Genomic DNA, 14734 nt, shown 5'->3' on the forward strand with positions numbered 1-14734 from the left:
AACCCAGCTTGCGCGTGGCGAAGTCGCGGCGGGACGGCCGAAAGTCACCGGTCACCGGGTCCTGTGGCGGTAACAGGCCGCAGAGCGGCCATTGGTCCCTCGCATCGAGGACGTGGAACCCTGCCGCACCGTCCGGAGCCGCCATAGCGTCACTCCCGATCACACCGTTCGCACCTGTCGAGGACTTCCGATGACTGTGACCCTTGGCCACCACCACACCACCCCTGACCGCGCGCCGCTGCCCCGCCCGGCGGATCCCGGTGCGCAGGCCGCGTTGCACCGCCTGCGCGAGGACTACCCGGGTGTCCCCGCCGTCATGATCTACGCGGCGATCGCCGGTGCCCGTGCGGATCTGCCCCACGCTCCCGCGGACCTGCTCCCGGAGCTGGCCGAACGGCTGGCGTGGTACCGGCTCTCCACCGTCCGGTCTCTGCCGTGACCTATGGCCCACCGGTACGGGGCCGAAGACCGTGGCTGTAATCCGGGTAACCGGCGAGGCTGAATCCATACCGCCGTCCGATCCGTCTCCGCAGAAAAGGATTCCGATGAACAAGCAGATCACCGAGGACACCCGCCATCTGGTCTCCGCACCGGTCGTCGTCGGCGTCGACGGCTCGGTCGCGGCCTGGAACGCCCTCACCTGGGCGGCGGAGGTCGCTGTCCAGCGCGGCCGGGAGCTGCGCATCGTGCACGGCCTGAATCTGGAGGGCATGCGGGAGGTGGTCGGGCGCTACGACCTCGGCGACCCGCCGGTCCTGGACGAGATCCGAACCCACGGTGCGATTCTCGTCGAGCGGGCCGCCGAACAGGCCCGCGCGGCGGCGCCGGACATGCGGGTCACCACCGAGGTCTCCGGGGAGCATCCCGCGAAGATGATGGTCCGGCACAGTGCCGATGCCTATCTCGTGGTGCTGGGTGGGTCAGGCAACAGCGGCATGCTCAGCCACGTCGGCTCCATCCTGACCGCGGTCACCAGCCACGCGTCCGGCCCGGTCGTCGTCGTCCGCCACGATCCGAAGTCTGCCCACGCCGCACACCCCGGCGGCCCGGTAGTCGTAGGGGTCGACGGCGGTCCGCTCAGCCATGCCACCCTGGCCGCCGCCTTCGAGGAGGCTACCGAACGCGGCGCCGACCTCGTCGCGGTGCATGTCGCCAACGACTTCGATATCGACCTCGAGCTCAGTGACATCCTCCTGGGTAACGTACCGAAGATCGAGGCCGAGGAGTCGTTGGCCCTCGCCGAGAGCCTGGCCGGCTGGCAGGAGAAGTACCCCGACGTACAGGTCGTCCGCGAGGTGTACCTGTCCGACCCCGCGGGCGTCCTGCGGCGCTGGTCGCACGACGCCCAGCTCCTGGTCGTGGGCAGTCGCGGTCGCGGTGGCTTCCGCAGCCTGCTGCTCGGGTCCACCTCGGGTTCCCTGGTCCAGCACGCGGACTGCCCGGTCATGGTCGTCCACCCGGCCGCGCCGCACAGTGTCGGCAGCTGAGCAGGCATCCACCGGCCGAAGCCGCTCGTCGTACCGACGAGCGGCTTCGGCCGTCCGTCGATCCATCGGAACGTCCATAGCCTGGTGGCGGTAGCAAGCATCAACGTCCGGATGCCGGCCGACCCCGGAACCTGGCCGCCACCACCGGCAGTAGCAGGTCCCCGGTGACGACCGCAAAGCCCCAGCCGGTACCGAGTACCCAGCCGGCCGCCACATCGGTCGCCCAGTGTGCGCCGAGATAGACCCGGCTGGCCGCGACCAGCGCCGTGAGCGTCCCGGCGATCGTCCACCACGCCGTCGCGGCGAGCCCGCGCTGTGTCTGCCGGGTCAGCAGGTACGCCGCGACCGTCACCAGTGCGGCGGTCACCGCGGTGTGCATCGACGGATACGAATAGCCGTCGGCGGCGACGATTCCGATCGACCCGCCGGGGCGGGGACGGCCGACGGCCTGCTTCGCCGCCCAGCTCAGTGTGGCTGCCCCGAGCCCGGTGACCACGACGAGGACCAGCGGTTCCCGGCTCCGGGCGCGCACCGACAGCACCGCCCCGAACACGATCATGGCCGTGGCGAGCGGAACCACCGCTGCGGTGGACACGGTGTCGAACAGGTGCGTCCAGCCCGGACCACGATGTTCCACCGCTTCGGCGGTGACGGCGTCGTCGACCGACCGGGTGTCGCGGTCGTGGACCCGATCGGTCAGCATCACGAATACCGCCATGGCGGTGAGGGTTCCGGCAGCCGCGGGGATACTCCACAACCGATGGCGGTCCGCCCTCGCCGGCGCCAGAGCGTGCCGCATCGACGTCATTCCCCGCGCAGTGTCACTCGGATCCGCGAGCCGGGATGCAAGGTCGCGACCGTCGCCTGGCACTCGATCTCCACCGGCGCCGCGTCACCCGGCTCGGAGGCGATCTCCAGACTGTCGGTGCGGATCCGCACGGTCAGCCGGTGGGCACGGTAGGTGATCGGAAAACTCAAGGTACCCAAGGCTCGCGGCCATCGCGGGTTGAAGATCAGCCGGTCGGCACGGACCTCGAGACCGGTGAAGCAGCGTTGCAGCAGGTCGACACTGCCGGCCATAGCGGCCAGGTGGATACCTTCCGGAGTGGTCCCGCCCTGGATATCGGTGATATCGGATTCCAGGACGGTGCCGAAGAATTCGAGGGCACGGTCACGGTTGGCGCGGGCCAGCACCCAGGCGTGGACGACAGCGCTGAGGGTGGATCCGTGCGTGGTGCGGGCCAGGTAGTAGTCGACGGTGCGCGGGATCATCTCCGCCGGCAGGTCGTATCCCAACTGCCCCAGCACATCTCGTAGTTCGTCGGCGGACAGCAGGTAGAACAGCATCAGCACGTCCGCCTGCTTGGCTACCCGGTATCGGTCGACGTCGTCGCCCTCGGCTTCCAGGATGCGGTCGAGGCGCCCGATGTCGCCGTACTCGCGGCGATAGCGGTCCCAATCCAGTTCCGCCAGTTGCTCGTAACCACCGAACTGACTGATCACACCGTCGTGGAACGGTACGAACAGGCGCTTGGCGACCGCCGCCCAGTGGGCCTGCTCGTCCGCCGTCACGCCCAGCTTCTCGAGGAGCTCCGCGCGCACGCGCGGAGCCAGCAGGTCCAGGGCGTCCCGCGCCCGGCCCAGGGCCCATGCGGCCATGACATTGATGTAGGCGTTGTCGGCGATCCCGGTCCCAGGTGCTCCCGGGTAGCCGGTGTGGAATTCGTCGGGGCCGATCAGCCCGCGCAGGTGGTAGCGGTCGTCGATATGGTCGTAGGTCGCCCGGCTCGCCCAGAAGCGCGCGACCTCGACCAGCAGTTCGGCGCCCACCTCCACCAGGAAGTCCCGGTCGTCGGTCACCTGCTGGTACTGCCAGACGTCGAAAGCCACTGCGAGACCGGCATGTTGGGCGAGGTGGCTGGCATCCGGGGTCCAGTGGCCGGACCGCGGGTTGAGGTGCAGGCGCTGGCTCTCCTCCCGGCCGTCGCTGCCGGACTGCCAGGGGAACAGCGCGCCGGTGCAGCCGATGGCGCGTGCGGCATTGCGAGCCTCACCGAGCCGGCGGTACCGGTAGCGCAGCAGCGCCCGGCCCACCGCCGGGAACCGCACGTTCAGTACCGGCAGCACGAACAGCTCGTCCCAGAAGATGTGCCCGCGGTAGGCCTCGCCGTGCAGTCCCCGGGCAGGGACGCCGACATCGAGGTCCGCGCTGTGCGGCGACAGCGTCTGCACCAGGTGCAACAGGTGCAGACGCACCGACCGGACCCCGGCGAGACCACCGTCGATGTCCATGCGCAACCGGCTCCACAGATGCTCCCAGGCCGCTGTGTGGGCGTCGAGCAGCTCCGCGAAGGTGCCGGCTTCGCCGGCCGCGGCCAGCGCGGCCTGGGCCGGGTCCGATACCGCGCGGTCGCGGCCAGTGAAGATGGCCGCGATCTTGTCGACGGTCACGCTCGCTCCGGACTCGAGGTCCAGGACGAGGTCGTGACCGTCGAGATGGTCCACCTCGACGGCACGGCTTTCGACTGCGGTCGACGTGGTCGTCCGGGTTGCCACCGCGACCGGGATCCGGGACTGGCTGGTCCGCGCCGAGACGACGATGCTCGCGGGCTCGGCCCGCACGACTTCCGTTGCGGCCCAATGGTTGCCGGACAGCTCCCGGTACCGCTGCACCCCCTCGTTGCGCACCCCGGTATCGATCCCGGTCCGGATCGTCAGCGGCCCGGACCAGTTCTCGGCGGTCAGGATCGTCCGCAGCGCGCACAGGTGCGGGGACCGCATCGACGCGAACCGCTGCTGGACGACCCCGGTGATCCGGCCGTCGCTGTCCCGGTACCGCAGCCGCCGGGTCAGCACCGCCCGCCGGAGATCGAGTTCCTGTCGATACGAGAGCAATTCGGCGCGGTCGGGGTCGAACCAGTCGCCGTCGGCGAGCCGCCAGCGCACCGGCAGCCAGTTGGGCAGGTTCACCATACTTTCGTTGTCGACGAGCTGCGCGTCCACCACGTCGGTGAGCCGGTTGTACAGCCCCGCCACATAGGTACCCGGGTAATGCGCAGGGCCGGCTACGGATTCGGGGGCCGCACCCCGCGTGGCCAGGTAGCCGTTTCCGACGGTGCACAACGCCTCGCGCAGCCGCTCGGCGGGCGGATCGTAGCCGTCGTAGCCGAACGTCCAGGATTCCGCGCTGATGCCGGGCAGCGCACCGGACAGCAAGCGCGACAACAACTCCAGGAATTCACGGACGCGTTGCGGTCCGTCGAGCCCGTACTCGGCCGCGGTGCACCGGTCACCGTTCTCGGTGTGCCGCACGAGGATCGGGACCCCGTCGGCCGCCACCGCGTCGAACGCGTCCTCGTCGGTGAGATCGTCGCCGATATAGACCGGCACGACCGGCAGCGTCAGCTGATCGAGGATCCATTCCACGGCCCGCCCTTTGTCCCAGTCCACGTCGGGGCGCAACTCGGTCACCTTGCGGCCGTGCGTGACCCGCAGGCCACAGCGCTCTCCGATCTCGTGCGCGGTCGCCACGACCGCGCCGATCCGGTCCGCGGCCACCCGGCGGTGATGAACGGCGACCGCGAAACGCTTGGGCTCCACCACGACTCCCGCGATGCCCGCCAGCGCTGGGCCCAGTTCACCGGCCGCCCGGGCAATCGACGACGCGGCGTTCGCGCCGGCGTCGTGGGTGTGCCGGCTGCCGTCGGGGGCCTGCAGCTCCATGCCGTGGCAGCCCGCGTACCAGATCCCGTCGATCCCGACCCGCTCGCGCAGGTCGTCGAGGTCCCGACCGCTCACCACGGCGACCGGGCACTGCCCGGCCAGTTCCTTCAGCGTCGCCGCCGCGCCCGCGACGAGGGTGGCGGAGGCCGGGTCGGGGACGATTTCCGACAGGGTGCCATCGAAATCCAACAGTACCGCGGTCTTTCCGGCGCCGAGTTCGTCCGCGACCCGGCGGTGATGCCCCAGCGCATCCGGTAGCTCGGACATCCGGGGAAAGCCGTCGACCACCCCGACGGCAGCGAGATCGGCGACGACGACGTCGGCACCGTGCGCAGCCAGCTGCGCGGCATGCCCGATCCGGTCCACCCCGACAACCAGCCCGAAGCCGCCCCGTAGACCTGCGGTGGCCCCGGCCTCCGAGTCCTCCACGACCACGGTCCGGTCCGGGTCCGCGCCGAGCCGCCGGGCGGCCTCGTGCAGGACGGCAGGATCCGGTTTCCCGGGCAGTGCCAGGTCTTCGGCGACGAGGCCGTCGACGCGGACCGGGAACAGGTCACCGATCCCGGCGGCGGCGAGGACCTGCGCGCAGTTGCGGCTGGCGGAGAACACGGCCGCACCGAGTCCCGCTTCGCGCAGCTGGTGCACCAGCGCGACGGTCGAGGTGAACGCGGGGACCCCGGACCGGGCAATCCGGTCCAGGAACAGTTCGTCCTTGCGGTTGCCCAGACCGCAGACCGTCGTCGTGCCGGGCGGGTCGGTGGGCTGCCCTTCGGGCACAGTGATGCCGCGCGCGGCGAGGAAGTCGCGGACACCGTCGTATCTCGGTTTGCCGTCCACCCAGCGGGCGTAGTCGGCGAGAGTGAACGGGGTGGTGTCCTCGCCCGCGAGCTGCGGGCGCGCGGCGAGGAACGCGTCGAACAGGTCGGTCCAGGCGGCCGCGTGCACGGCGGCACTGTCGGTGACCACACCGTCCATGTCGAAGATGACCGCGTCGTAGCGGCGGGTGTCGATGGTGACCCGTAGCTCGTCGTTCTGCATCTTCCCAGCGTCTGCCCGTAAGCCCGGCCGGGGTAGAGCCCGCCGGGGCGGATTTCCCGGGCCGCTGGTCCGTCGGATTCGGGACCAACGGCCCCTGTTGTGACCGCGGATCCTTCCTACCGTCGAACTATGGACACACAGCTCACCGCGGAAGTCGTCGCAACGGCCGCGTCGCTGGCCGGGCGAGCACCTTCCCTGCACAACACTCAGCCGTGGCATTGGCAGTTCGACGGCCGCGCCCTGCACTTGTACTCGGTTCCGGACCGGATGCTCACGGTGACCGACCCCGGGGGCCGCCAGCTCTTGCTGAGTTGCGGAATCGCGTTGCACCACATGCGATCTGCGCTGGCCGACCTCGGCTGGCACACCACCGTCCGCCGCTTTCCCTCGCCCACGAGGTTCAGCCACCTCGCCGATCTCGGATTCGAGCCCGCGCCCGTCGTCACCGAGGCTGAACACGCGCGGGCCCAGGCGATTTCCCGCCGTTTCACCGATCGGTTGCCGTTCGGGGCGCCCGGCGGGTGGGACGAATTCGAGCCACTGTTGCGTACCTGCTTCCCGCCCGACGACGCGGTACTGGACGTCCTGCCGGGCTCCGCCGAGCCGGATCTGGCCCGCATCTCGCGCCTGGCCGCCGGACTGCGCCGCTACGACTCCGACTATCACGCCGAATTGCATTGGTGGACCGGTCACGTCGTGAACGAGGCCGGGGTTCCGCGGACCGCTCTGATATCGGCTGAGGAACGCGATCGCGTGCCGGTGGGCCGCCGGATGCCGGCGGCCGAGGACACCGCGCGCCGGCCGGACACCCACGACGAATCCCGGATCCTCGCCGTGTCGACCGATTCCGACCGGCACGAGGAGATCCTGCGCGCCGGCGAGGCCCTCTCAGCTGTCCTGCTGGAGTGCACCGTGGCCGGCTACGCCACCTGCACGCTCACCCACATGACCGAATTCGAGCCCAGCCGAGCCGAATTGCGGAAGCTATTGGGTGACCGGGTACAGCCGCAGGCCCTGGTACGGGTCGGTGTCCGCCCGGCGGACACGGAGCCCGTGCCGCCGACACCACGGCTGCCGCTGCAGGAGATCTTCGAAGTCGTTCCGCCACCCACTCGCTGGTGACCCGGGCACATTCCGCCCTGCCCGGCACCCGGGTCAGGCGGCATGCATGCTGTCCGGCCCCGCCGCTTCCGCCCCGGCGACGAGACGAATACCCGTGACGAGCGTGGGCTCGATCGTGACCACGGTGTCCATCGCCGAGTTCACCCATGGCCGCAGCAGTTCGGTGTATCGCTCGATTCGGGCCGGGTCGGTGACCGTCCGTGCGAAGCCGGTCACCACCACCGACCATCCGGTGTGCTCGACCGGGTCGATCTCGTCGGCCTGATAGGCGACCACGACGGCCGGCACGGCGCGCACCGCGGTGCTCAACTGTGCCGTGAGCCGGGTCCGGACGACGACCAGTCCGTCGACGACGACGTGATTGACCGGTCGAACGGCGGGCAGCGCGTTCATGGTGTACACCACGCGCCCGAACGGCGCCGACGCCAGCAGCCCGAGAGCCTGATCTCGGTCAAGTTCGACCGCATGCCGAAGCGGCGCACCCGGCCCCGTGGGGAGATGCTCGTCGAACGCCGCGGTGGAGCTCACGCCCGTCACCACCTCTCTGTCGCTACCGACCGTTCCAGCGTCCATCAGACCAGCCGACCGCTCGGTCGGGTAGGGGCCGAAAGCCCTCGATTCCGGATGCCGCTCGTCGTGCGTCATCGGCTAGCGAGTCCAGAGCAGCCGACCACGCGGTCGGATAGGGGCCGAAGACCTCGATCCAGGGGCCGACGGACCATGATCGCCCGCCGGATGACTACACTTGATCGGTGCTGCCAGACCCGAGCCGCGCGGCTTCGCCCGATCCGACAGCCGCCGTCCCGGCGGATTATTCGGTTCGCGAAACCCTGTCCCAGCTGCGGCTTCGTGAACTACTCTCCGAGGTCCGCGACCGGGTCGACCAGATCATCGACGCCCGTGACCGAGTCGACGGCCTGGTCGAGGCCCTCCTGACCGTCACCTCCGGCCTGGATCTGGACCAGACCCTGCGGTCCATCGTGCACACCGCCATCACCCTGGTCGGCGCCCGCTACGGCGCGCTCGGTGTCCGGGGGCACGGCCACGAACTGGTCCAGTTCATCTACGAGGGCATCGACGACGAACTCCGTGCCCGCATCGGCGATCTCCCCCAAGGTGGGGGCGTGCTCGGCGTCCTGATCGACCGGCCCAAAACGATTCGGCTGGAACGGATCTCCGACCATCCCGAGTCGGTGGGCTTCCCGCCCGAGCATCCGCCGATGAACTCGTTCCTCGGCACCCCCATCCGCATCCGCGACGAGGTGTTCGGAAACCTCTATCTGACCGAGAAACTCGGCGGTCAGCCCTTCACCGAGGACGACGAAGTGGTGATCCAGGCGCTGGCCGCGGCGGCCGGTGTCGCCATCGCCAATGCCCGGCTCTACGAGGCGGCCCGCAACCGGCAGGCGTGGATCGCCGCCACCCGCGACATCACCACCGACTTCCTCGCCGGCACGGATCCCGAACTGGTGTCCGATCGGCTGGTGACGCTGGCCCGCGACCTCACCGGCGCCGAATTCGCGTTCCTGGCGATGAACCCGGACCCGGACCGGCCCGCCGAATCCGTGACCCACCTGGTTATTTCGCATCGAGTCGGCCCGGCACTGGCGGACAGCGACCGGCTCGAGGTGGCGGCGACGCGGACCGGTGAGGTGTTCCGCTCTCGAACACCGTTGTGCTTGGACACCGTTCACGAGGAAGGACTGTGCGAGGCACTGCAACCGGTGGGCCCAGCGCTGATTCTGCCGCTGTCCGCGCCGGATGCCGCCCTGGGTGTGCTGGTACTGCTCCGGCCGCGCGGCGCCGCCCCCTTCGGCGCCGAGATCCTCTCCCCGGCAACGACATTCGCTTCCCAGGTGGCACTCGCCATGCAGCTGGCCGCGGCCCAGCGGCAGATGCGGGAGCTGGTCATCGCCTCCGACCGGGACCGGATCGCCCGGGACCTGCACGACCACGTCATCCAGCGGCTCTTCGCGATCGGGCTGGCGCTGCAAGCGACGCTGCCCCGAACCAAGCGTCCGGAGGTCCGCGACCGGATCGCGCAAGCGGTGGACGAGCTGCAAGAGATCGTGCAGGAGATCCGCACCTCGATCTTCGCCCTGCACGGCGGCTCGCGACAGAGTATCCGCTTGCGGCAGCGGATCGAGGCCGCGTTGCGCCACCCCACCTCGGGTACCGGTATCCGAACCGAGGTCCGGGTCACCGGCCCGCTGTCCGTGGTGCCCGCCGACTTGGCCGATCAGGTCGAGGCTGTCGTCCGGGCGGCGGTGCCGGAGGCGGTACACGCGCGGGCCCGCGACATCGTGGTCGACGTCGCCATCGCGGACGATGTGGTCGTCACTGTGCAGGACGACGGGTCCGGCGCGACGCCGGAGCGAGCCGGCGCACTGCTCGCCGACCTCGAGCGCCGGGCTGCGGAACGCGGCGGGGCCGCGGAAATGGGATCCGTGGCCGACGCCGGCGCGACCCGGACCCGCGTGCGCTGGAGCGCACCACTGGGCTGAAGGGCCTACCGGCCCCCGGCCGGCCTCGTGATGACGAACGGCCCTACTTCCGTGGGCCCACGACCCTCCCGCCGGCACAGCCGCCCGGCAACGCTGAATGTCATGACTTCCACCAAGCCCCGAGTCGCCGTCGTCTACGCGACCGCACAGGGATCGACCCGTGAAATCGCACAGTTCATCGCCGACGAACTCACCCAGCGCGGCGCCGAAGTAGAGGTCGCCGAGGTCGAGCACGCGCCCGAACTGACCCGCTTCGACGCCGTCGTCCTCGGTAGCGCGGTACACAACCGCCGGTTCCTGCCCGAGGCCGAGTCCTATATCCGCGCCCACCGTGCGGAACTGTCCGCGGTGCCGGTGTGGCTGTTCAGTGTCGGGATCGGCCCGGCGCTCGTCGGACCGATCGGTCGCTGGTTCGGCGGCCGGGTGCCGCCGCGGATCGCCGCGCTGCGCGACTGGATCGGAGCCCGCGCCTATCAGCCCTTCGCCGGACACTACGAACGGGCCGGAGTCGACCTGGGTGCGCGCACCGCCTTCCGCCTGATGGGTGGCCCGCGCTACGGCGACCTTCGCGACTGGACAGCGATCCGCCGCTGGAGCACCTCCGTCGGCGACGCGCTCCAGCTTCCGGCCGCCCACGACACGTGGGTGCACCCGTGACCGCGGTCGAGGTCCGGGCAGACGACTTCCTCGCCGGCTTCAGCGACCTGCGCCTCAGCGACGCCGATCGCGCCGGCGGCAAAGGGGCGAATCTGGGTGAGCTGGTGGCCGCGAAACTGCCGGTTCCACCGGGATTCGTGCTGCTACGCGACAGTTACCGCACCACGGTGGGACACGGCCCGCATCAGCGCGAACTCGAGCAGCAGTACGAGGCGGCACTGCGCACTGCTGCCGGTACCACGACCGGCGACCTCGAAGAGCAGTGCGCCCGGCTGCGGGCGCTGGTCCACGACTCCCCCCTCGACGCTGCTCTGCGCGACCGCGTCCTCGACGCGTATCACGCACTGGGCGAGGATGTTCCGGTCGCCGTCCGCTCCTCGGCCGTCGGCGAGGACGGCGCGAAGACCTCCTTCGCCGGAATGAACGTGAGCTTCACCAACATTCACGGCGACGAGGCCCTGCTGGCGGCCGTGATCGACTGCTGGGCTTCCCTGTTCAGTCCGCGTGGACTCACCTACCGGGCCCGCAACCAGATGTCCGCGATGCCGGAGATGGCGGTCGTGGTGCTGCGGATGGTGCGCACCCGGGCGTCCGGTGTCGTGTTCACCGCCGAACCCGCGACGGGCCGGCGCGACCGGATGGTGATCGAAGCAGCCCGCGGACAGGGCGAGGTAGTGGTGTCGGGGGCGACCACTCCTGACACCTACCTGCTCGACAGCTCCGGCCCCGCCCTGCTCTCCGCCACCACCGGCCGGCAGGAGTTCGAGGTCGTCGCCGGACCCGACGGTGACCGGCGAATCCCGCTGACCGCCGACGATATTCGTGACCAGGTCCTGACCACCGACGAGATTCTCGCGGTGGGCCGGCTCGCGTTGCGCGTGCTCGAGCACCATCACGGCATCCCGCAGGACATCGAATGGGCCTTCGACGACCGCGACCTGTGGCTCGTGCAGGCCCGCCCGATGACCGCGCTCGCCGCCGAACCGTCCCCGGCGGGCACCACGTCGGCATCGATCACCCAGACGGACAACGAGGTTCGACCGGAGGCGACTCCCGGCGAAGCGGTACTCGTGACGGGTCTGGGCGCCGCGCCCGGCCAGGCCACCGGCGCGGTCCGCGTGCTGCGCTCCCCCGCCGAGGGCAGCACGCTCCGCGACGGCGAGATCCTGGTCGCGCCGATGACCGACCCGGACTGGCTGCCCACCATCTCGCGCGCCGCCGCGGTGGTCACCGACCGGGGCGGCATGACCTGTCACGCCGCGATCGTGGCCCGGGAGCTGGGTGTGCCGTGTGTGGTCGGAACCGGTAGCGGCACCACGGCACTCACCGACGGCATGCTCGTCCGGGTGGACGGCGCCGCCGGTTCGGTCACCCGCGCGACCACGATCCCCACGGCCACGACTACCCCACGCGCACAAGCGCCCGCACCAGCCGCCGAGATCACGGCCACGAAGATCTACGTCAATCTCGCGCTGCCGGAGGTCGCCGAACGGGTCGCGGCCACAGATGTGGACGGCGTCGGCCTGTTGCGAGCCGAGAGCCTGCTGACCCGGGCACTGGGCGGGATGCACCCGCGCGAGCTCATCGCCCGCGGCGACCAGGAACAGTTCGTGACCCGGCTGGCAGGGTCACTGCATCGGATCGCGGCCGCCTTCGGCTCCCGTCCGGTGATCTACCGGGCGATCGATATGCGCAGCAACGAGTTCCGCGCCCTCACCGGCGGCGAGAAGTTCGAACCGGCCGAACGCAATCCGATGATCGGGTACCGCGGCTGTTACCGCTATGTCCGGGAACCGGAACTGTTCGGCCTCGAACTCGCCGCACTTGCGCGAGTACGAGAACGGAACCCCAACGTGCACATCATGATTCCGTTCGTCCGCACGCGCTGGGAACTCGCGGCATGTCTGGACCTGATCGACGCGAGCCCGCTGGGCCGTGACCGCAGCCTGCACCGCTGGGTGATGGCCGAGGTCCCGTCGGTGCTGCACTGGCTGCCCGAATACGTCGGCCTCGGCATCGACGGCGTCTCGATCGGCAGCAACGACCTCACCCAGCTGCTGCTCGGAGTCGACCGCGACTCCGAGCAGTGCGCCGAACTGTTCGACGAGTCCGATCCCGCGGTCCTCGACGCGATCGGACAAATCGTCGCGTCCGCCCGGCGGCTGGGGATCACCTCGTCGCTGTGCGGACAGGCACCGTCGACCCGGCCCGGCTTCGCCGAGCACCTGGTCCGGATGGGCATCACATCGGTATCGGTGACACCCGACATGGTGGCTACCACGCGCCGCAACGTCTCCGCCGCCGAACGCCGCATGCTGCTCGAACACGCGCTGACGGCGTCGAGCCGGTCAGCGGAGGGTGGCGCCCACTGAGACCACTCCGAGTGCGACCTCTCCCGGGGTGCGGACCTATGATCAGGCAAATGGGTCCGCACCCCGACAGATCAGGATCATCCGCATGAGCGACACCCTGGGGGAGGCCGGCTACTCGGTTCGCGACACCCTGTCACAACTGCGGCTCCGCGAGCTGCTGAACGAGGTCAAGGATCGAGTCGACCAGATCATCGACGCCCGCGACCGAATGGACGGCCTGGTCGACGCCATGCTCACCGTCACCTCGGGCCTCGACCTCGCCGACACCCTGACCACGATCGTGCACACCGCACTCAACCTCGTCGACGCCCGCTACTGCGCCCTCGGCGTACGCGGCCACGGCCCGCAGCTGAGCCAGTTCATCTACGAGGGCATCGACGCCGAGACCCGCGCCCGGATCGGAGATCTGCCCGAAGGACACGGCGTGCTGGGCCTGCTGTTCCGCGAACCCACCGCCATCCGGCTCGAGAACATCGCCGACCACCCGTCCTCGGTCGGCTTCCCGCCCAACCACCCCCCGATGCGCACCTTCCTCGGAGTGCCCGTACGGATCCGGGACGAGATCTTCGGCAACCTGTACCTGACCGAAAAGGCCAACGGCCAGCAGTTCACCGAGGACGACGAACTCATCGTGAAAGCCCTGGCCGCGGCGGCCGGTGTCGCCATCGACAACGCCCGGCTGTACACGGCGTCCCATACCCGGCAGGCGTGGATCGAGGCGATCCGGGATCTCACCACCGAATTCCTCGCCGGCACCGACTCCGACGACGTGCTGGCCCTGCTCGTCGACCGGGTCCGCCGGCTCACCGAGTCGATGCAGGTCTGGCTGGCGGTCGACACCGACCCGGAGCACCCTACCGGCGCGAACGCGACCATCGAGGTCAGTCATCGCTCGGGCGCGGGCCCCGCGGCCGGCACCATGCTGCGACTGGGTTCGGGCCTGGTCGGCACCGCCTATCGGGAACGCCGACCCCAGCGCGCCGACGACGTCGGTCCCACCGAACTCGCCACCGACTTCCCCGGCGCCGGACCGGTGATCGTACTGCCGCTGCACACCCCGGACGCGGTGGTCGGGGTGCTGATCGCGGTACGGGAGGCCGGGCAACCGCCCTACGACGACGAGATCCTCGATCTGGCGGAGGCCTTCACCGAGCAAGCGGCACTGGCGATCCAGCTCGCCGAAACACAGCGCCGGGTCAGGGAACTCGACGTACTCGCCGACCGGGACCGGATCGCGCGGGATCTGCACGACCACGTGATCCAGCGCCTGTTCGCGGTCGGACTCGATCTGCAGGGCACCGTGCCACGCACGACTGTCCCCGACATCCGGGTGCGACTCAACGACGCGGTCAACGACCTGCAGGACGTCGTCCAGGAGATCCGTACCTCGATCTTCGACCTGCACGGTGACGCGGTCTCGGCGACCCAGTTGCGGCGCCGCATCGAGCAGGCCGTGCATCAGCAAATCGGCGACGCGGACCTGCGGATCGCGCTGCGCATCGGCGGGCCACTGTCGATCGTCGGCCCGGGCCTGGCCGAGCACGTGGAAGCCGTGGTGCGCGAGGCGGTCAGCAATGCGGTGCGGCACGCGCACGCCACCGCGATCGACGTGGAGATCAGCGTCGGCGACGAGATCACCGTCGTCGTCACCGACGACGGTGTGGGGATCCCGCACCTGATCAGTTCCAGCGGCCTGTCCAATCTGGCGCAGCGCGCCGAAGCGGCCGGTGGCCTCTTCTCGGTCGCACCCGGCCCTCCGGCCGGTGACGGCCGGCAGGGCAGCGGAACCCGGCTCAGCTGGTCGGCTCCGCTGTCCTGACCGGCGCGCTCA

10 protein-coding genes are annotated in these 14734 nt (G+C 70.1%); 7 read left to right on the forward strand and 3 right to left on the reverse strand.

Features of this window, described 5'->3' with window-relative positions; genetic code table 11:
* The first annotated feature begins 190 nt into the window (after positions 1–190).
* Together EBN03_RS10625 and EBN03_RS10630 are read left to right on the forward strand one after the other, a co-directional pair.
* Positions 191–439, forward strand: a complete 249-nt coding sequence (locus tag EBN03_RS10625) for a hypothetical protein (RefSeq protein ID WP_122187755.1) — start codon at positions 191–193, stop codon at positions 437–439.
* A gap of 106 nt (positions 440–545) precedes the next feature.
* Positions 546–1487, forward strand: a complete 942-nt coding sequence (locus EBN03_RS10630; RefSeq protein WP_122187756.1) for a universal stress protein — start codon at positions 546–548, stop codon at positions 1485–1487.
* Between the two features lie 100 nt (positions 1488–1587).
* Here the strand turns inward: EBN03_RS10630 and EBN03_RS10635 are convergent, their stop codons facing one another.
* Both EBN03_RS10635 and otsB read right to left on the reverse strand, forming a co-directional pair.
* Positions 1588–2205 carry a phosphatase PAP2 family protein gene (locus tag EBN03_RS10635; protein ID WP_158675587.1) on the reverse strand — a complete coding sequence of 206 codons (618 nt, stop codon included), beginning with the start codon at positions 2203–2205 and terminating at the stop codon, positions 1588–1590.
* An 86-nt stretch (positions 2206–2291) separates the two neighbouring features.
* Positions 2292–6248 (reverse strand): trehalose-phosphatase, encoded by a 3957-nt coding sequence (gene otsB / locus EBN03_RS10640; protein ID WP_122187758.1) that lies wholly within the window; start codon positions 6246–6248, stop codon positions 2292–2294.
* Positions 6249–6377: 129 nt separating this feature from the next.
* On the opposite strand from otsB, the gene EBN03_RS10645 reads away from it, so the two are divergent.
* Positions 6378–7370 carry an Acg family FMN-binding oxidoreductase gene (locus EBN03_RS10645; RefSeq protein ID WP_122187759.1) on the forward strand — a complete coding sequence of 331 codons (993 nt, stop codon included), beginning with the start codon at positions 6378–6380 and terminating at the stop codon, positions 7368–7370.
* Between the two features lie 33 nt (positions 7371–7403).
* On the opposite strand, the gene EBN03_RS10650 is transcribed toward EBN03_RS10645, so the two are convergent.
* On the reverse strand, positions 7404–7898 hold the full coding sequence (locus EBN03_RS10650) for a pyridoxamine 5'-phosphate oxidase family protein (protein ID WP_233608296.1): 495 nt from the start codon (positions 7896–7898) through the stop codon (positions 7404–7406).
* Between the two features lie 227 nt (positions 7899–8125).
* On the opposite strand from EBN03_RS10650, the gene EBN03_RS10655 reads away from it, so the two are divergent.
* The 4 genes from EBN03_RS10655 (at position 8126) to EBN03_RS10670 (ending at position 14722) form a co-directional block, all read left to right on the forward strand.
* Entirely contained in the window at positions 8126–9874 is a 1749-nt protein-coding gene (locus tag EBN03_RS10655) for a GAF domain-containing sensor histidine kinase (RefSeq protein ID WP_407671118.1), read from the forward strand.
* Between the two features lie 102 nt (positions 9875–9976).
* Complete coding sequence (locus EBN03_RS10660; RefSeq protein ID WP_122187760.1) at positions 9977–10531, forward strand: flavodoxin domain-containing protein; 555 nt, start codon at positions 9977–9979, stop codon at positions 10529–10531.
* On the forward strand, positions 10528–12903 hold the full coding sequence (ppsA, locus tag EBN03_RS10665) for a phosphoenolpyruvate synthase (protein WP_122187911.1): 2376 nt from the start codon (positions 10528–10530) through the stop codon (positions 12901–12903). Before EBN03_RS10660 ends, ppsA begins: the two co-directional genes overlap by 4 nt.
* An 85-nt stretch (positions 12904–12988) precedes the next feature.
* Entirely contained in the window at positions 12989–14722 is a 1734-nt protein-coding gene (locus EBN03_RS10670; RefSeq protein WP_122187761.1) for a sensor histidine kinase, read from the forward strand.
* Positions 14723–14734: the final 12 nt, after the last annotated feature.

Source organism: Nocardia stercoris (genome assembly GCF_003696265.1).
Taxonomy (GTDB): Bacteria; Actinomycetota; Actinomycetes; order Mycobacteriales; family Mycobacteriaceae; genus Nocardia; species Nocardia stercoris.

Coding starts and splice junctions, on each gene's coding strand:
- EBN03_RS10670 (WP_122187761.1), top strand. CDS start 12,989: ATGAGCGACACCCTGGGGGAGGCCGGCTACTCGGTTCGCGACACCCTG.
- EBN03_RS10625 (WP_122187755.1), top strand. CDS start 191: ATGACTGTGACCCTTGGCCACCACCACACCACCCCTGACCGCGCGCCG.
- EBN03_RS10635 (WP_158675587.1), bottom strand. CDS start 2,205: ATGGCGGTATTCGTGATGCTGACCGATCGGGTCCACGACCGCGACACC.
- EBN03_RS10630 (WP_122187756.1), top strand. CDS start 546: ATGAACAAGCAGATCACCGAGGACACCCGCCATCTGGTCTCCGCACCG.
- EBN03_RS10645 (WP_122187759.1), top strand. CDS start 6,378: ATGGACACACAGCTCACCGCGGAAGTCGTCGCAACGGCCGCGTCGCTG.
- otsB (WP_122187758.1), bottom strand. CDS start 6,248: ATGCAGAACGACGAGCTACGGGTCACCATCGACACCCGCCGCTACGAC.
- EBN03_RS10660 (WP_122187760.1), top strand. CDS start 9,977: ATGACTTCCACCAAGCCCCGAGTCGCCGTCGTCTACGCGACCGCACAG.